General features: G+C 68.1%; 7 protein-coding genes. 2 read left to right on the forward strand and 5 right to left on the reverse strand.

Features of this window, described 5'->3' with window-relative positions; all coding sequences use genetic code 11:
• Positions 1–21: 21 nt before the first annotated feature.
• From KY494_RS04060 to KY494_RS04080, 5 genes are all read right to left on the reverse strand, one after another.
• Positions 22–753, reverse strand: a complete 732-nt coding sequence (locus KY494_RS04060; protein ID WP_219890006.1) for an RNA polymerase sigma factor — start codon at positions 751–753, stop codon at positions 22–24.
• Positions 750–13,373, reverse strand: a complete 12,624-nt coding sequence (locus tag KY494_RS04065; RefSeq protein ID WP_258194652.1) for a filamentous haemagglutinin family protein — start codon at positions 13,371–13,373, stop codon at positions 750–752. Before KY494_RS04065 ends, KY494_RS04060 begins: the two co-directional genes overlap by 4 nt.
• A 155-nt stretch (positions 13,374–13,528) precedes the next feature.
• Positions 13,529–14,506 (reverse strand): FecR domain-containing protein, encoded by a 978-nt coding sequence (locus KY494_RS04070; RefSeq protein ID WP_219890007.1) that lies wholly within the window; start codon positions 14,504–14,506, stop codon positions 13,529–13,531.
• A gap of 8 nt (positions 14,507–14,514) precedes the next feature.
• On the reverse strand, positions 14,515–15,090 hold the full coding sequence (locus tag KY494_RS04075; protein ID WP_219135347.1) for an RNA polymerase sigma factor: 576 nt from the start codon (positions 15,088–15,090) through the stop codon (positions 14,515–14,517).
• Positions 15,087–15,830 (reverse strand): hypothetical protein, encoded by a 744-nt coding sequence (locus tag KY494_RS04080; protein ID WP_219890008.1) that lies wholly within the window; start codon positions 15,828–15,830, stop codon positions 15,087–15,089. The genes KY494_RS04075 and KY494_RS04080 overlap by 4 nt, the downstream gene beginning before the upstream one ends.
• A 209-nt stretch (positions 15,831–16,039) precedes the next feature.
• Between KY494_RS04080 and KY494_RS04085 the strand changes: the two genes are divergently transcribed.
• Together KY494_RS04085 and KY494_RS04090 are read left to right on the forward strand one after the other, a co-directional pair.
• Positions 16,040–17,056 carry a M14 family zinc carboxypeptidase gene (locus tag KY494_RS04085; protein WP_219135349.1) on the forward strand — a complete coding sequence of 339 codons (1,017 nt, stop codon included), beginning with the start codon at positions 16,040–16,042 and terminating at the stop codon, positions 17,054–17,056.
• Positions 17,053–17,853, forward strand: coding sequence for an alpha/beta fold hydrolase (locus KY494_RS04090; protein WP_219890009.1), 801 nt, complete (start codon positions 17,053–17,055; stop codon positions 17,851–17,853). The genes KY494_RS04085 and KY494_RS04090 overlap by 4 nt, the downstream gene beginning before the upstream one ends.
• Positions 17,854–17,865: the final 12 nt, after the last annotated feature.

A 17,865-nucleotide genomic window follows, 5' to 3' on the forward strand; every position in this document is an offset into this window, starting at 1 on the left:
ACCAGTCTGACGGCCGGATTCCTACGCGTCTGTACGCGAACGTACCTTCAGCCTAAGACTGCGCCGGGTCGTGCCGGCGCCGCCCAGCGCCGCATGGCCCGTGTGGCGCGCGCAGTGGTCGAGCGCCTGGCGCAAGGCCGTATCGACATTGCGCAGCGACATGTCATGCCGCTCGGCCACCTGCTGGCGGGTCAGCTCATCCACGCGCAGCGCTTCGAGCACTTGCTGGTGGCGCCGCGGCAGCAACGCGACGGCCTGCGCCAGCCGGCGCACATCGGCCTGCAGTTCGGCCAGGCGTTCCGGCCCCGCCGCCGTATCGGCGAGGATATCGACGAGGACGGCGGCGCCGTCCCCATCGCCCTCGTCCGCATACAGCCAGGCGCGGTTGCGGCGCAGGCTGTCCATGGCCGCATTGCAGGCCACGCGAAACACATAGGTGACGGGGCTGTGCGCCAGCGCCGCGCCGTCCCCGGCCGCCAGCGCGCCCAGGCGCAGCCAGGCGTCGTGCAGGCTGTCGCTGGCCAGTTCGGCGCAACCGAGGTGGCGCGTCAGGCGCCGGTGCAGGCTCCGGTAATTGCTTTCCAACACCGCCTGCAGCTGGGCGCCCTGCCCTGGCGCTGCAGCGGACAAGGGCGCCACGTCGTTGGCCGCCCGCAAACGGGGTCGGATGGCGGGCCGGTACCGGGCCATGCCTGCAGGCCCCATGGCACCGGCCAAGCGCATGGGCAAAGGTTCAGCCAGGCGGGCCATCATGGCGACAACCTGCTGCGCTCTTGCGCCGTCAGCTGGCGCGTGGCCGATTCCGGTAGCGGGCCCAGGCCCAGCACGCGCACGGCGCTGCGCGGGTTGTAGTCGGCCGCCTCGATGCGTGCGCCGTCTGCCGGGGTGGCTTGCGCGCTGTCGGTCGGCGCGTCGCTGCCAAAACCCAGCACGCGCACCGTAAACACCGATGGCTGCGCCGAACGGGTGGCGGCGCGTTCGCGCTGCACCACCTCCTGCGCCGCTGTCGTGGCCTGCGTGGCGGCCGCGCTGGCGTTGGTCATGGCGGCCACGTTGACGGACGCCACCGTCGGCATGCCCCTGGATTCGCCCTTGACCTGGATGTTCGCCGCATTCATCACCGTCAGCGCGGCCAGGTTGACGCTGCCCGAGACGCGGATGCCCGCCTCGCCCGCGTCGATGGTGCCCAGCGGCGCCAGCAAGTCCACGTCGCCGGCCGGCACTTCCGCGATCGGCGCCAGGGTGGCGATCCCGGCGCCCGTGCTCGGCACGTCGGACGACAGGGTCACGTTGCCCCAGTTGTCATACACGCGCTTGGGCGGCGTGTAGACGATGGTCGACTTCGAACCACGGCCCGCGTTGATGTCGCCCTGCGACGACCAGCCCAGGATATCGCCGCCAAACGTCGTCATGACGCGGCTCTGGCCCAGCAGGATGCTGCCGTGTGAGAACAGCTCGATATTCCCGCCGCCCTTGGTCATGACGCCCGAGGTCGATGGCGGCGCTTCGCCTTCGATGCCGAACACCTGCTTGCCACCCGGCGTCAGCAGTTGAATGTCGCCGCCGAAGTTGGTGTGCACGTAGCCGCTGCGGGGGTAGTAATACCAGCGTTGCTCGTTCTCATTGCGCACCCCGTACAGGCCGCGGTACATGACGATGTCGCCCGCATAGGCAATCGTCTTGCCGCTGGCGTCCGTGGCCGGCGCGAGGGCCGCGATGGCATTGCGGCTGCGCAAAAAGCTGCCATAGCGCGCGCTGTCCCAGTCGTTGTACTCGCGCCCGCCCGCCTTCAGTTCCGCAAAATACACATCGCGGGCAAACACGCGCTGCTGCGGCTCGGGCAAGGCCAGATAGAAGGCTTGCGCTTCGGCGGGCGTGCCCTTGAAGCCGTAGCGCTCGACTAGCCAGGTCACCAATTCGGTTTCGTACGATTTCACCACCTTGCCGGCCTGCTCAGCCAGCGGCACGCCCGTCTTTGCCACGTTGGCCGGGTCCAGGTAAGGCTTGACGAAGCGCAGGTAATCGAGACCGGCCGCGCCCACGCCTGCCTGCATGGCGATGCCGGCGCCCGGACGCTTGTCACCCTGCACGATGGGGCCGAGGCTGACGACGCTGCCCTTGTCCTGCATCAATATATTACGCCCGGCGCTGATGTCGAGCGTGCCGGGGCCGGCCACGTTGAAGGAGCTGTTCAGGATATCGCGCCCGGCCGACACCACCGACACGTCATATGCATTGTTGTGCACGACCAGGTTGCTGATATTCCTGAAGCTCATGTCGCTGTTGCTGGCACTGCCCTCAATGGCTTCCAGCTGCGCCGTGCCGCTGCCGACGATATCGCGTCCAGCCTTCATCCACACGGGTTGGCCACCCTCATACCAGGTGATGCCCGCATGCCTGGCGTCAAAAAATTCGATGATGCGGCCGCTATTCACTCCCACCAGGTCGCCCGTGACGGCATAGATACGGGCCACCTGCGTGCCGCTGTTGGCGGGGCCGGCCGAGGAATTGGGGCCGAAGGCAAACAGCGGGAAGTTCCATTTCGTTGCCGGCGTCCCCGTGCTTGAGACATTGGTAGCCAGGGGACTGCTCACGTAAGGCTTGATATCCCAGCCCGTGAAGCCAGGCTTGAACGGCGTCGCGATGCTGTCGGCGGCAGCGCCGGACTGGCTGATGGCAAAGCCGCCCGCATAGATGGAGTCACTGGCCAGCCATTGCAACTGGGCATAGCCCGACGGTGCCAGCAGCAGGGGGGCGTCATATTCGCGGACGGTATTCGTGCTGCCAATCGCCTTGCCGTAGTACAAACTGCCATGCGCGGCCGCGGCCCGCACGATGGAGGGATAGACGATCGCCAGGTCCGTGGCCGTGCCGACCGGCGCCGTCACAGGCGTCATGTTGCCGCCGGCGGAGAACAGGTCGAGCGCCGTGCGCGGCGTCCACAGGCTGAACCAGCTGTAGCCAAAGCCCTGCTCGCCCGCCGCGCCGGTGAACGGCGTGGCATTGAACGGGGTCACGCGGCCGGGGTCGGCCACATCCTGCACTACCTGGTCGCCCAGCGTCGCCACGCTGAACGTGGCATCGCCCGGCACCAGCGTCATGCCGCCCCGGGGCGACGCGCGCGTGGCGCGGAAGGCATCGAAGGCCCGCGTTTCCAGCGGCACGTGATCGGTGGCTTGCGTACCATATTGCAGCGCCACGCTGCCCAGCTGCGTGGCCAACGTTTCCGCATGGCCACGCAAGTCGACCAGCGCGCCATTCATGTGGCCGCCACCAGCCTTGCCGGCGGGATTGAGGGCGCCGCCCACGCGCAGATCCAGGTCGCCGCCGCCCGTCAGCAGCAGGCCGCCGTCGGCCTGCACGCGGCCCGTGCCGCCCACGGCCAGCAGCAAACCCTGGGAACGGGGATTGATGCTGGCGTTATACGTATTGCCAGTCAGCGGCGCCAGCACGCCCGCATCGCCCGCCACGTCGGCGCGCACATTGCCGCCGCCCAGGGTGCCGAAACCCGTAAAGCCCAGCACGGTGTCGGCCAGGGTATCGCGGCCCACGTAGCTGCCGAAATTGATCCACCACGCCGTCGGCTGGGCCGGACCGCCTGTGGCGACGCCACCGCTGCCCTGGCGCCACAGCCAGTTGCCCACTGCCACCGAGTCAGCCATGCCATCCTTGCTGACGGGACGCTCGTTGCTGGAACTGGCCGCGTCGAGCAGCGAGCCGCTCAAGTCACCGGCCACCTTCAGCAGCAGATTGCCGCCCTGGTCTGGATACCAAGCGCGGTAAATGCTGTCGGCGCCGCCGTTGACCAGGTGTTCATGCGCGCCATCGGGGTTGGCCAGCACCGTGCCGTCGGCATTGCGCGAGCGTGGCAAGTTGAACGGGTCGCCTGCGGAGGTCGGCGTAGACGACATACCGGCCGTGTACACGCCATACAGGCTGTCCATGCGCAAGTCGCCGCCGCTGACCAGGTCCAGGTCGCCCGTGCCCGTGCGCAGCACGCTGTAGCGCAGGCTGGACGGCTTGTAATTGTAGCTGGGGCTGGAGGTGCCGCACCAGCTGGGATTTTCCTCGCACAGGGTAGGCCAGCCCAGTCCGGCAAGGTCGACCACGTCGCCCGCCTTCACGCTCGGGTCGGCGAACTCTTCCGCGCCGACCCTGGTCCACACATAGGCCACCTTCAGCACGCACATGGTCGGATCGCCAGCACAAAAGTCCACGATATTGGTACCGAAGTTGCTGAGGAACTCGTCGGTGATGATTTCACCGGCCACGATGCCCTCGATGCCCAGATCCGCAGCCGCCTGGCTCCAGTACTGCACGCCCTTCGGTGGCACGAGGATGCCATACATGCCGTAGTGGCTGTCGGCCAGACGCAACGTGCCGTGGGCGGGATGCGCCTGCACGCTGCGCGTGTCGGCCGCATCGAGGTCGGCGCCGGCCACCAGGCGCATGCCCCATGCTTGCGAGCCTTCAGCCAGCATGGGCGCGATGGCCCACAGCTTGCCCTGGCTGCCCGCCACGTCCGGGCGCAGCTCGATGGCGTCCACGCCGGCCATCAGCTTGACGTCGGTGCCGGACGGGATCAGCGCACCCACGGCCAGCGCCAGGTTGCCATTCAGTGCGAACACCGAGCGTTCGCCCGCCACGCCGGGCAAGGGCACGCCCTTGGGCCAGGTCATGGCCCGCACCTTGACCATTTGCGCCAGCACGCTGCCGGCGTCAAAGCGCATGCCGGCGGCAAAAGTCTGTTGCGTGGCCAGCAGAGTGCCGGCCGCATGGACGATATTGCCGGCGCTGTCGCGCACGGCGGCCGCCAGCACCGTGCCGGCCGGCAAGGTGACAACCTGGTCCAGAGTCATGGCCACGGGCAGGCGCGTATTTGCGTCCAGATAGAAGGCCTTGAGGGGCACATCGTAATTGAGCGCGATCCCGCCCGGGAACAGCGTTCCATCGGCCACGGTCACGCCCTGGCCCGGCACGATGACGTCGCTGCCATTGAAGTCACGCCCCGGCAGCAATATCCAGCCTTTGTCATCCTTGGTGGCGGGCGGCGGCGCGAAACCGTCGTTGATGCTGCCGTAAATGCTCAGATCGCCGCCGGCGCGCAGCAGCAGGCTGCCCACCTCGCCCGAGCCGCGCACATTGCTTGCTTGAAAGCGCGGATTCAGGCTGGCGTAGCGCATGCCTGAGAGGTCCAGGTCGCCCTGCACCACCAGGTCGCCGTCCGGCGTCTTGCTGACGATATCGACGCCGGGGCGCAAGTGCAGCGCATCGGCATACGCGGCCGTGGTCAAGCCAGCCAGTTTAATATTGCGCAAGTTCGTATTCGCCAGCGCCGCATCGATGAAGGCCGTGCTGTCCGCGTGCTTGCTGTCAAGATATGCCTGGTTAATCACCTGGTACGGCCGTCCGCTGGCCGACAGGTCCGTGGCGTAGGCCGCGTCGTCATAGCGCTGCATGGCGTTGACGGCGATGGATTTCGCCCCGCGCACGGTAAAACCGCCGCCGGTGGCGATGGCGATATCGCCAAAGGTGGCCGCGTCCGCATCCGTGCGGGAACCGCCGCTGCCCAGGCGCGGCGCGCTCAGTTCCAGCGTGCCGCGCGCGGCGCCGTCGTATTCACCCTTGCCCTTGCCGGCCACGGCCGCCGTGCCGTGGCGCAGGTCGATCTGCGCGCCGCCGGCCAGGTCCAATATGCCTTCGCCCGCGTTCAGTTCCACCGTGGCCCGGTTCGGGCTGTCGATGATCTTGCCATAGCTGTCGACGCGCAAGACCGTGCCATGCGCGTCGAGCACGGCGTTGCCGGCCAGGGTGACGCCATGCTTGCCGGCCAGGCGGATGCTGCCCACGCGCTCGCCGCTGGCATCTAACGTGCCGGCCACGGTCAGGCGGCCGTTGTCGACCGACACCTGCACTTCGCCCGCCTTCAGTTCATTGCCTATCGTCAAGTCGCCCTGCTTCAGCTGGAAGCTGCGCCCGCCCGTCACGCCGCCTTCCGTCAGGCGCGTGTTCAGCGACGCGAACTGGCTGTCCAGCGTGCCGCCCGCGCCCAGGGTTTGCGCGCGCACGTCCACGCTGCCCTTCTTGTACGGCACCACGGTGCCGCCCGCGTCGTAACTGCCGCTGGCGCCGCCCAGGATCTTGCCCTGCAAGTCCACCATGCCGGCCGCGCCATCGAGGGCCACGGCCTTCAGGCTGCCGGCGCGATTATGCTCGGCCGACAGGTCGATCACGCTGCCGCTAGCTGCGCGGATATCGCCGGCGCGGCTGTCCAGGGTCACGTCGCCGCCCCAGCTGTATTTATCCACGTCGAAAAAAGTGCTCTTGCGGCCCGCCATGTCGATGCGCGCGCCGTCGGCCAGGGTGATGTCGTGCCGCGCGCTGACGGTGAGCTTGCCGCTTGGCAATACTACGGCCGTCGCCACGCTCACGCTGTCGCCGTTCAGCGCCAGCTGCGCGCCCAGCGCCGCGTTATTCTTGACGGGAACCGCTGGCGCCACGCCGGCCGGCGCCGTTACCGTCAGCGCGCCGCCCGCCGTGTAGCTGTGCGCGGAACCGGCGTCGCCCGTCAGCAGCGGCGTGATGATATTGAGCTTGCCGCCACTGTACTGGTAGCCCTTGCCCGTTTCATAGGCGCCCTGCGCCTGGTAGACGGACAGGCTGCCCTTGTGGTTGGCCGTGACCTGGCCCGACGCTTTCAGGTTGACGTTGGCAAAACCCAGCGCCAGGCGGTCGAACGAGGCGACGCCGGCCGGCTGCGTGAATGGGCCGAAACCGAAATCGATGCGCTCCGCTTCCAGGTTCAGCGTGCCGCTGCCCGTGCCGGCGCCATGCGCGATCACGTTGCCAGCCGGCGACAGGGCGCCGCCCCAGATCAGGTTGGCCGTGCGGATGGTCGCCACGGCATCGGCGCCGCCCTGGCCATACATGGCGGGCGTGGTCAGCACCAGGCGTTCCAGCGTGGATTTGCCCGTGCCCTTGTCGTAGGTGTCGAGCACCACGTCGCCGTAGAAATTGACGCCGTCCGCCGCGCTCAGCATCAGCGCCTGCAGGGCCGGCGCACCCGTGCTGGTATCGCCGCGCAGCAGGCGGTCCAGCACGCCCTGGTTCATGGCCAGGCCGCTGGAACGCGTGCCGTTGGCCTGCGCCGCCGCCAGCGCTTCGCTGCTGCCCATGTTGATGGCGCCCACGGACAGGCTCAGGTTGCGCGTGCCGTAGCGCGCCGTGTCGTCCAGTTCAAACCTGCCATTCGTCGACAGCAGCAAAGTGCCTTCCGAGTACAGGCTCGCTGTGCCCGTGCCTGTGCCGGCGCAAGCGTCGGCACACACGCCGATGCGGATGCCACCGCGCGCCGAACCGCCGACCGGCGCCACGTTCATCAAGCCGTTCGAGGCGGCCAGCATGTGCATGTCCGCGCGGCTCTTGTAGATGAAGCCGTCGTTGGCGTCATACGCGGCCTTGCCCCGTCCCACAGTGTTGATGCCCGCGCCAGGCGCGATATCGATCACGCCATCGCCCAATTGGTAATTGCCCGGGTCCTGGGCCACCAGGAATACCTCGGGCGCCGACAGCACGGCGCCCGCGCGCAGATAGATGGCACGCGCCGAGTTGACGCCGAAGTTCACGTAATTGCCGCCCTGGCCATATGTCACCGTAGGCGTGTTGCCTACCACAATGCGGGCCGCGCCGATCTTATTCAGGCTCGAGGCTCGCACGCTGACCTGCCCGGCGCCGCTGGTGGCTGGCGCGCCATCGGCGAGGATTTCAATCTCGCCGTTGGCGACATTGCTCGACCCCAGCAGCACGGTGCCGCCGTAGCCGCCCTCGGCCGCGCCGAACTTGCCCGTGCCCTTGAACTGGAATGTGTCCAGGCCGCCGTCTTGCGCCAGGGTCAGCTTGAGCGTTTTCGCATCGGATGGCAGCTGCGCGCGGGGAATGCCGCGCGTTTGCGCATCGGCCAGGGCGAAGGCGGCATAGCCTGTTTCGTTGTACTGGGAATACGTGCGCAAGACCTTGGCCGGCGTGAGTATCAGCTGGCTGGCCAGCGGCGCGCGGATGTCCGTGCCGGCAATCGACAGGGTGCCGGGCGCGGCCCAGGAACCATTGCGCAGCGGTTGCGCCAGCGAACCGGCGCTCCCCTGGGTCGCCAGGCCGTTGAGTTCCACGCGGAAGGCACCCGGCAGCAAGGCATAGGTCGAGGGCATCAGGGTGTAGGTGCCGGCGGGCAAGCCCGGCACGCCGTTGCCTATCGTCACCTGCCGGCCCACGGCCGCATCGGATGCCGCCTTGTCTGCGCCCGAAGGCGATTGCGGCGCCTGCACGCCGGGCACGATGGCGTACACAGGGTTGGTCGCCAGGCCCGGCAAGACGAAGCCGCCATTCGCACCCACCTGCATCAGCGGATGATAGCGCGCATCGGTGGAGCCGCCGCGGCCGGCGATGAAACCGGCGCCCGTCAGTTCGCCGCCGCCGGACAGGTCGAGCAGCGCACCCGGCCGCACGTCCACGGCCACGCCGGCCATTTCCACGCCGACGCGCAAGCCACCCTGCGCACTGAAGCCGCCCACGCCCATGAAGGCGGCCAACTTGCCGTCCACATTCCAGGCCTGGCCATCGACGGTACCGCCGTACGGCATGACCAGGCCGGCACCGCTGACGGAGGTGATACTACCTGGTAATAGATTCACCGTCAGGCTCTTGTCATTGTCATAGCCGGCCGCGCCAATCGACAGGCGGCCCAGCGGCGCGCGCACGACGCCACCCTGCTCGATATGCGCGGCACCCAGCTCCAGCGAGCCGAAGGCGGAATACGGCATGGCCGGCACGCTGTCGCTCGCGCGTGCAATGTTCAGCCGGTGCGCGGGATTGTAGCCAAACTTACCGTCAATCAAGCCATAACCGGCGCGCACGGCGGCGCCGGCGCCCGTCTCCGGATACAGCTGGGCCGCACTGAGGGTCATGTCGCCCGGCGTGGACAGCACCGTCGTCGCCTGGTTGCCATCCCAGCCCAGCGGCGACAGCAGGAAACGCAGGTCGCCGCGGCTGGTCAGGCGCACGTCGTCTGCGACGATATTGACCATGCCGCGCACGTCGATCAGGTCACCCGCCATGCTGATCTGGCTGGCGAGGGGCGATGCTCCCGCACTGCCTGGCGTGACATAGAAATCGCGCCCGGCAGGCTTGATGCTGGCCAGGCGCACATACGGCGCCGCGATGCTGATGCGCGCGCCGGGCGAACTGCCCGGTGACAGCACGGGCGCGCCGTACAGCTGGAAGCTCTGCTGCATCTTCAGCGACACATCGCCATCGAAGGAGGCGGCGCCGAGCAAGGCCAGGTTGGCGAAACCGCCCGTTTCCACCTGCTCCACGGAAAACCTGCCATGGCCGTACTGCAGCAGCGGCGCCGCATCCTGCGCATGCACGCCATCGGCCAGGTCGCTGGCGCCCTGCCGCTGCGTCAACCTCAGCTGGCGTCCCTGCAGCACCCTGGTCGTGGCCAGGGTTTTCTTGTATTCGGGCGTGCCCGTGGCCACGGACAGGGTGCCGCCCGCCGCGCCCGCGCCGCCGGCCCTGGCCAGCAGCTGGCCGTCGAGGTACAAGCCATTGTTCGACGCCAGCGCGATGCTGCCGCCCGCGCTGGCCACGTCGATGGCCGCGCCGTTCACGTCCAGCACCGCGTGCGCGCCGGAAGCATCCAATACGGCGCCGTCGCACACGACCACGAACAGGCTGACCGCCGACGTGCTGCCCTGCGCATGGTTGATCTCGCCGCCGACGACGATGCTGCCGCCATCGACCACCTTGCCGTAGCGCCGGCCCTGCGCGTCCGTGGCCGTGACGGCGCGCGACGCCACGTCGAGCACGGCGTTCTCGCCGATCCAGATGGAACGGCCATGGCCGGCCGCTTCCACGGCCTCGGACACATTCACATCGACACCCACGCCGCCCAGGCTGATCTTGCCGCCCCAGGCGTTCAGCCGGCCTTCCACCGTCAGCTGGCCCACGCTGGCCAGTTTGATGGACTGACCCGCATCGACATTCACCACGACATTCTTGCCCACCAGCAGTTCGGCAGTGGCCATATCGGCCGCGCCGGACTGGACATCGCCCACCTGCAGGGCCAGGCTGGCGCCCTTGCGCTGCGTCAAGGTGCCCTTGAGCGCGTTTTCCGTGACCTGCTCCGGCGTCCACAGGGCCAGTTTTTCATTGTCCACCACGCGCAGCACGGGCATGCGCACGTCGACCTGCGTGCCGTCCGCCACCGTCAAGCCCTGCTTGCCGAGCAGGCTGTAGCTGGAAAAACCCTTGTCGAAGAAGTCAGCACCCAGCTGCAGGGTGCCTTTCTGTGCGGTATCGGCCTGGCCGACCAGTATCTTGTTCGCCTGCAATTCCAGCTTGCCACCGCCCGCCACGCCGTGGCCGCGCACCTGCGCGCCCTCGCCCAGCAGCAAATCGGCCTGCGCGCCATAGCTGGCCAGGGTCACGCTGCCGCCCTTGCCGCCCTGCTGTTTCGCCTGCGACAGGATGGCCGCGCCCGAGCTGACGTCGATCAAGCTGCCATTGCCGATGCGCACGTCGCCATTCGCGCGCAGCGACACATTGCCGCCATTGATATATGGCAGGCCGGCGGCGGCCAGCGGGTCGCGCAGCACGTTACTCAACAGACCGCTGGTATCGAGGCTGACGCCAGCGGCCAGCAGCAGCTGGCCCCCTGGCCCGCCCGGGTTGACGAGCGTATCGACCATGCCCAGCGCGCCGATCTGGTTCAGCACATTGCCGGCCATGATGCTGCCGCCATGGCTGCGCAGGCTGGCATTGATGGCCACATCCTTGGCGTACACGGTGATATTGCCGCCGTCGGCCACCTGCAGCGCGCTGTCGACGGTGATCGATCCTTTCGCGGCGAGGCGGATGGCGCCCAGATGCTGCTCATTCAGCAAGCCCGTGTCGAGCAGCAGCTTGCCCTGGCGCTCAGATGCCAGCGCGCCTGTCACGTCGAGGCCGGCGGCGATGCCGTCCTGCACGCGCGCCAGGCGCACGTCGTCCATGACGGCCGACAGCACATGCTGCAGCACGCCCGTGCGCTTGTCGAACATGGGCTGATATTGCCCGACGATCAGCTGGCCCCGCTGCGCGGCGGCCAGCTGCGACTGCTGGTAGCCATCGAGCAGCGCCTGCGGCGCCTGCGTCTGGCGCTCGCCCTGGAAGACCTCGCCCGCGATGCCCCCCTCCAGCACGGCCGACCCGGTCGCGACCACCAGCTTGCCCGCGTCGCGGCCCACCGTGTAGCCGTTTTCCAGCCGTTTTTGCGCGGCGACCAGGGGATTGGCGTAAAACGCGCTGGCATCCTTGCCCCAGCGCGCGTGTTCTTCCTCGTAGCCCTTGTACACGCCAAGGTAGGCCAAGTCGGCCGGCGCGCTGCCCGCCTCATACAGCTTGCCGTCCGCGCCCTTCAGCCAGGTCTGGCGCAGCGCGCCCGTCTGCACGTCGAGCGTGCCGCCCGACAGGTTGATGGCGGAGCCAAGCTGCGTGACGACATCCTTGCCGCCGAAGGTGACCGTGCCGCCCTGCGCCATCCACTCGCTGACGGAATGCCCCTGCGTGCCCAGGTAGCCGGCCACTTCCAGCAAGCCGCCGGCCGTGTACCAGCGGTCGCTGTCATAGCCGTTCGTGCCTTTCGGTACCAACACCAGCTTGCGGCGGTCGACCCAGATATTGTTGTTGAGCAAGGCCTTGCCGTCGCGGTTGACGGGCGCGTCGCGCTGCTCGTTGCCCTGCACATTGATTTCGACATTGTTCGCCGCCATCGCCACCTTGACGCCCACGGCGCCGGAGACGTCGAGCTGGGCGCCATCGCGCACGAGGCTGCGGCTGCGGCTGGCGGCATTCACGGCGATCTGGCCGCCCGTGGCCAGGGTCAGCGAGTCGCCCATGAATTCCACCGTGCCGGCGCTGCCGATCTCGATGCGCGACTGGTCGCGGCGGTCGTTGACGGCGAGGATATTTTCCGTGGACGTCACGGCCGGGCCGCGCATGGCGTCGCGCTGGCTGTCGAGCGCCGTCGTCTTGCCGTCGTCCTCGACCAGGATAGCCGTGGTGGCGCCGCGTCCCAGGGTGACGGCCGCGTCGCTGCCCAGGGCATTGAGGTGGATGGTGCCGCGCGTGGCCATCGTGGTGCTAGCCAGCACGACGCCTTCCTGGCGCACGTCGCGCCCGGCCAGCGTGACGTCGCCTTCGCGCGCCTGGATCAGGCCCGTGTTGACGACCTTGCCCGCCGTGCCGCCGGCCGCGAATTGCGGCGTGACTTCGCTGCCGCGCGTGCTCGACAGCGGATTGCCGTCCGTGCCCACGCCTTTTTTAATGGCAAAACTGTCGCCGGCGGCCAGCAGGGCCTGGCCCTTGGGCGTGCTGATCTCGCCCCCGTTGTGCACCTCTTTACCCAGCAGCATCACGTATCCGCCCCCTTCCGTGCTGCCCTTGGGCGCATTGCTGGACAGGCGCGCGCCCGCCTGCACCTGCACCTTGCCGGCCGCATCGGTGAACGTCGTGGCGCCGGCCGTGCCGGGGCTGTAGATGCCGTCCTTCTGGAATTGCGCGTCGCCGATGCGGGCCGCGGCCGCCACCAGGCTGCGCGTATCGACCTGGCTGGTGCCGGCAAACACGATGCCGTTGCGGTTGACCAGCAGCACCGTGCCGTCAGCCTTGATCTGGCCCTGGATCTGGCTGGGACGCGCTTGCGGATCGTTGACCCGGTTCAGCACGGCCCAGTCCTTCTGCTGCTGGAAGGTCAAGGTCGTGTCCTTGCCCACATTGAATGTTTCCCAGTTCAGGATGGCCTTGTCCGCCGTCTGCTGCACCACCACGGCCGTCTTGCCGTTCGCTACCGTCTGCACGGGCGCCTGGGCATTGAGCCAGCCGGCCGTCAGGCTGTTGGTGTCGACCTGCAAGCCGCCTTGCGCCAGGCCATTCGGCACGCTGGCGCCGCTGGCGGCCGCCTGGCGCGCCTGCGCCTGAGCCGCTTGCTGCGCGGCGATGGCGCGCGCAGCCAGGTTCAGGTTGTTGAGCGAGCGCTGCAACTGCTGATTGGCCTGCTGTTGCTGGCCCTCGGGGCGGCTGCCCAGCGGCAGCGGCTGGCCATTCGGCAGGCGCCCCGATGTCGATGCCGTATTCTGCGCCGCGCCCTTGGCCGCGAACCAGCCGCCGCTGAACGCCTGCTGCGCGCGCGCCGGCGTGGTGAAGGCGCCTGCCATCAACATGGTGGTCAGTGCGTAAGCGAGCGGCGTGAGCCGCAAGCGGCTGCCCAGCGTGGAGGACCGCTGCGCGCCCGTGTCGACGTTCGGGACTGGGCGCTGGGCAGTGTGAAACTTGGTCATGGCAATGGCTTCCTGGCTAGAGAGTAGGGAACGGAGCCTGGCGGTGGCGCAGGCGTCCATGCCTCCATGACGTAGCTCGATGGCGGAAGGGATAATGTTTTTTGAAAAATATGTTCAAATATTTTTAAACAAGCCTGCCAAAGGGAAACACGAGATCAGCTGAGCAGGACGATGCCGCCTGGCAGGCTGGTCATTTGCGCGCCGTACAGGTCGCGTATCATCGCCAGCGCGCCATCGGTTTGCCCGATAGAAAAACGCATGCGCACCAGGCGCCGGCCCAGCTCGGCATTGCGCAGCAGCACCCGGCCAGGCCGGTAGCGGTTGATTTCATCGACCACCTGGGACAGCGGCTTGCCGACAAACGACAGCGCACCCGTGCGCCAGGCGCTGGCCTCGCCCGCCTGCGCGGCCGTGGCGGCCTGCACGCCCCGCTCGTCATACACCAGTTGCTGCCCGGCATCGAGGGTCTGGCGCCGCTGTTGCCAGACGACTTCCACGGCGCCCGCCAGGCAGGTGACGCAAACGACGTCGTCCGTGTGGCGCACATTGAAGCGGGCCGACTGCGCCAGCAAGCGCCCCGCCCCCGCCAGCACCGACACAGGCTGGCGCGCGCCGCTGGCAAGGATTTCCGCTTCGCCGCCCAGCAGTTCGATCGCTTCCGGCGCCCGCACATCGATGCGCGTCTGCGTATTCATCTGCACCGTCATCTGTGGCGACAGCGCCACTTGCCGCTGCTCGCCCGTGCCCGTGCGGTAGTCGGCGCTCAGCTCTTGCAGCGACGGCCAGGCGCCCAGCGGCGGACGCAGGGCCAGCACGGCCACGCCGGCTGCCAGCGCGCCGCCGAGGAAGGCGCGCCGCCCGGGACGGACGGGAAACGCCAGCACGTTCGCCCGCTGCGGCGCGGCGGCGGCGGCGCGGGTCAAGGCGGGATCGAGCGCCTGCCATACTTGCTTGAGTTCGCGCCAGGCGCGCGCATGCCCGGGGCTGCGCGCGCACCAGGCGCGCAAGGCGTCGGCGTCGGCTTGCGTGAAATCGTCGGCACGCAGGCGCGCCCACCAAGCGGCGGCTTGCTCGCCGATGGCGGTGTCGTTATGTTCAACAAGGTCGCGTGGATCGCGGTCAGGAGCAGTCATCAGATTCATCAATATTTACGGCGGCCCGATACATCGCTGCGCTGGGCCGCATCGGCGTCAGCCATGCACGTTTTACAGTGTTGCATGGCGGCCTGCAATTCTTTCTTCACCATCGCCACGGAAATGCCGAAGCGCTCGGCGATCTCCGCATTGAGCATGCCGTCGATGCGCGCCGCCGTCAGGATGGCGCGGCGGCGCGGCGACAGGCCGGCCAGGGCCGCGTCGAGCGCCTGCACGTCGAGACGCGCCGAAACGATGCGCGCCGGGTCGCTGATGTCGTCGCCGGCCTCGTCGGCCATGTGCATCAGCTCTTCGCGTTCGCGTTCGGTGACGATGATGCGGTCGCGGCGATAGGCATCGGTGGCGATATTGGCCGCCATGCGCAGCAGATAGGCGTCGGGGTTATGGACGGGCGCGGCGGCGGGGCCAGGCGCCACCATCGCTTCGAGGCGCAGCCAGGTTTCCTGCAGCGCATCGGCCGCATGGTGTTTGCAGCCCACCACCCTTTCGAGGCGCCAGCGCAGCACGGCGTAGCGCGAACTGAGGTGGCATTTGAGCCTGGTGCGCAGGTCGGGCAGGCTCATGGCGCGTTTCTACCCGGCGCGCCGGGGGCGCAATCGACTTCACTGCCCGGGCCTTGCGGCAGCAGCAGGATGGAAACGGGCTGCGGCATCGTGGGCAGCGGCGCGGCGCCCACGCGCATGCCCAGCACCACGCGTGCAATCGCCGTGTCGCGCGCGCGCAGCCCCGTGCTGTCGAGCAGGTGCACGCGGTCGACGACGCCGGCGCGGTTCAGATACAGCTGCAGCGCCAGCCGGTAGCCGCCGGGACGCGTCTGCGCCGCGCGGCACAACAGCCCCAGCAGCACATGCTGCAGGCGGCTCACATAGGCGGCATGGTCGCCGCCGCCCTGCGTGGCGCCCGGTATGTCGGCGGCGGCCACCACGGCGGCCGGCGGCAAGTCCGCCGCGGCTAGCGCTGAAGCCGCGGCCGGGGCATATACGATGACGGCTTGCGCGTCGGACAGCCGCGATTGCAGGCCCGTGCCTTCCAGCAAAACTTGCAGGGCCACGCCAGCCGCGTATGCACCGCGCACGGCGGCCGACTGGCGCTGCGCGTAGCGCTGGTCCATCAGCACGGCGATGCCCGTGCGACGGCTGTACAGGTCGAGCGCATCGCCGAGGTTTTGCGCGGCGATATCGAACTGCAGCACGGAGCCGTCGGCCGGCTGCGCCCGCACGGGCCCCACCGCGGTCAGGAAACCCAGCAAAACCAGGTATCCCGCCAGCGCAAGCACATGGACGGATGCCGGGCTGCCTGTCATATCGCTATCGTGTCGCTATCGTGTGAGGGTGAAACCGCGTGGTAACAAGGCATTGTCAAGTAACAATTCTTGTATCAACTGCAATAGCCTACACACAAAAAATGACGGCTTCGTGACATGTTTGCCATGCATATATTTCGCCATGCGGGACGTCGGGCGCGGCACTTATTTCGGCTACACTGGCTGTCACTTTCCCTTTCAGACGCCTGATGATCGAAAAGAATCTGCCCGAGCTGGTCATGCTGAAGCGCCTCATCGACGAGGGCGGCAGCCACCTGGAAGTGGCCGCGCCCTGCGGCATCGCCATGGATGGGCGCGAGTTTCCCGTGTACACGATTGCGCTGGGCAATCCGAGTCCCGACGTGCCCGTGCTGGGCTTTTTCGGCGGCATCCATGGCCTCGAACGCATCGGCACACAAGTGCTGCTGTCCTTCCTGGAAAGCCTGATCGCGCGCCTGCGCTGGGATGCCACCCTGCACCAGCAGCTGGAAAGCATGCGCCTCGTTTTCATGCCGCTGGTCAATCCAGGCGGCATGTGGCAAGCCACGCGCTGCAATCCGCGCGGCGTGGACCTGATGCGCAACGCGCCGCTGAGCGCGCGCGAAAAAGTTCCGTTCATGCTCGGTGGACAGCGCTACAGCGCCCGCCTGCCCTGGTACCGGGGCGCGGCGGATGGCGCGATGGAGCTGGAAAGCCGGGCCGTGTGCGACTTCGTCGAACGCGAATTGCTGTCGCGCCAGTTCAGCATCGCCCTCGATTGCCATTCCGGCTTCGGCTTGCGCGACCGCATCTGGTTTCCCCATGCCCACACCAAGGTGCCGATCGAACACCTGGCCGAGATCGGCGCGCTGGAAGAGCTGTTCAGCCAGAGCTACCCAAACCACAACTATGTGTTCGAGCCGCAAAGCCGGCAATACCGCACGCATGGCGACCTGTGGGACTATCTGTACCTGAACGGCACCAGCTACACGGGCCGCGTGTTCCTGCCGCTGACCCTGGAGATGGGCTCGTGGCTGTGGGTCAAAAAAAATCCGCGCCAGCTGTTCAACCGGGTCAGCATCTTCAATCCCACGGCCGCGCACCGCCTGCAGCGCGTGCTGCGCCGGCACCTGGTGTGGTTCGATTTCCTCATGCGCGCCGCCAGCAGCCACGGCCGCTGGATGCCGGAAGGCTTGCTGCGCAAGGCGCAGCGCCGGCGCGCGCTGGCGCAATGGTATGAGTCATGACGCCGCCCACCTGGATTTTATTGCGTGGCCTGATGCGCGAACAGCGCCACTGGGGAGAGTTTCCCGCCAGCCTGGCGCGCGCCCTGCCCGGCGCCCGCATCATCACGCCCGACTTGCCCGGCAATGGCGAGCGGCACGCCATGGACAGCCCCACGCGGGTAGCCGAGATGGTGGAATTTTGCCGCCAGGATTTATCCGCACGGGGCATCGCGCCGCCCTACCACCTGCTGGCCCTGTCGCTGGGCGGCATGGTGGCCGTCGAATGGGCCAGTCGCTACCCGCAGGAAATCGCCCGCTGCGTGCTCATCAACACCAGCATGCGGCCGTTCAATCCGTTTTACCGGCGCCTGCGCTGGCAGAACTACGGCGCCCTGCTGCGCCAGCTGCTGGCCGGCGACCAGCGCAGCCAGGAAGCGCTGATCTTGCGCCTGACGAGCCGCCGGCATGCGGGCGGCAACCCGGCGCTGCTGGCCGACTGGCTCAGTTACCAGCAGGAATATCCGGTCAGCCGGCGCAACGCGCTGCGCCAGTTGCAGTCCGCCGCCCGCTACCGCGCCCCGGATCGGCGCCCCGCCATGCCCGTGCTGATCCTGGCCGGCGCGCGCGACCGTCTGGTCGACCACCGCTGCTCGCAGCAACTGGCGCAGGCATGGGACGCCGCCTGCATGCTCCACCCCGACGCCGGCCACGACTTGCCGCTCGACGATGGCGATTGGGTGGCCGAGACGCTGGTGCAATGGCTGGGGCGACTGGCCCCACAGCCTGGCAACAGTCCTCCCGCGGCTGACAAAAACTGACCAAGGACCTGG

The organism is Janthinobacterium sp. PAMC25594, from assembly GCF_019443505.1.
Taxonomy (GTDB): domain Bacteria; phylum Pseudomonadota; class Gammaproteobacteria; order Burkholderiales; family Burkholderiaceae_D; genus Janthinobacterium.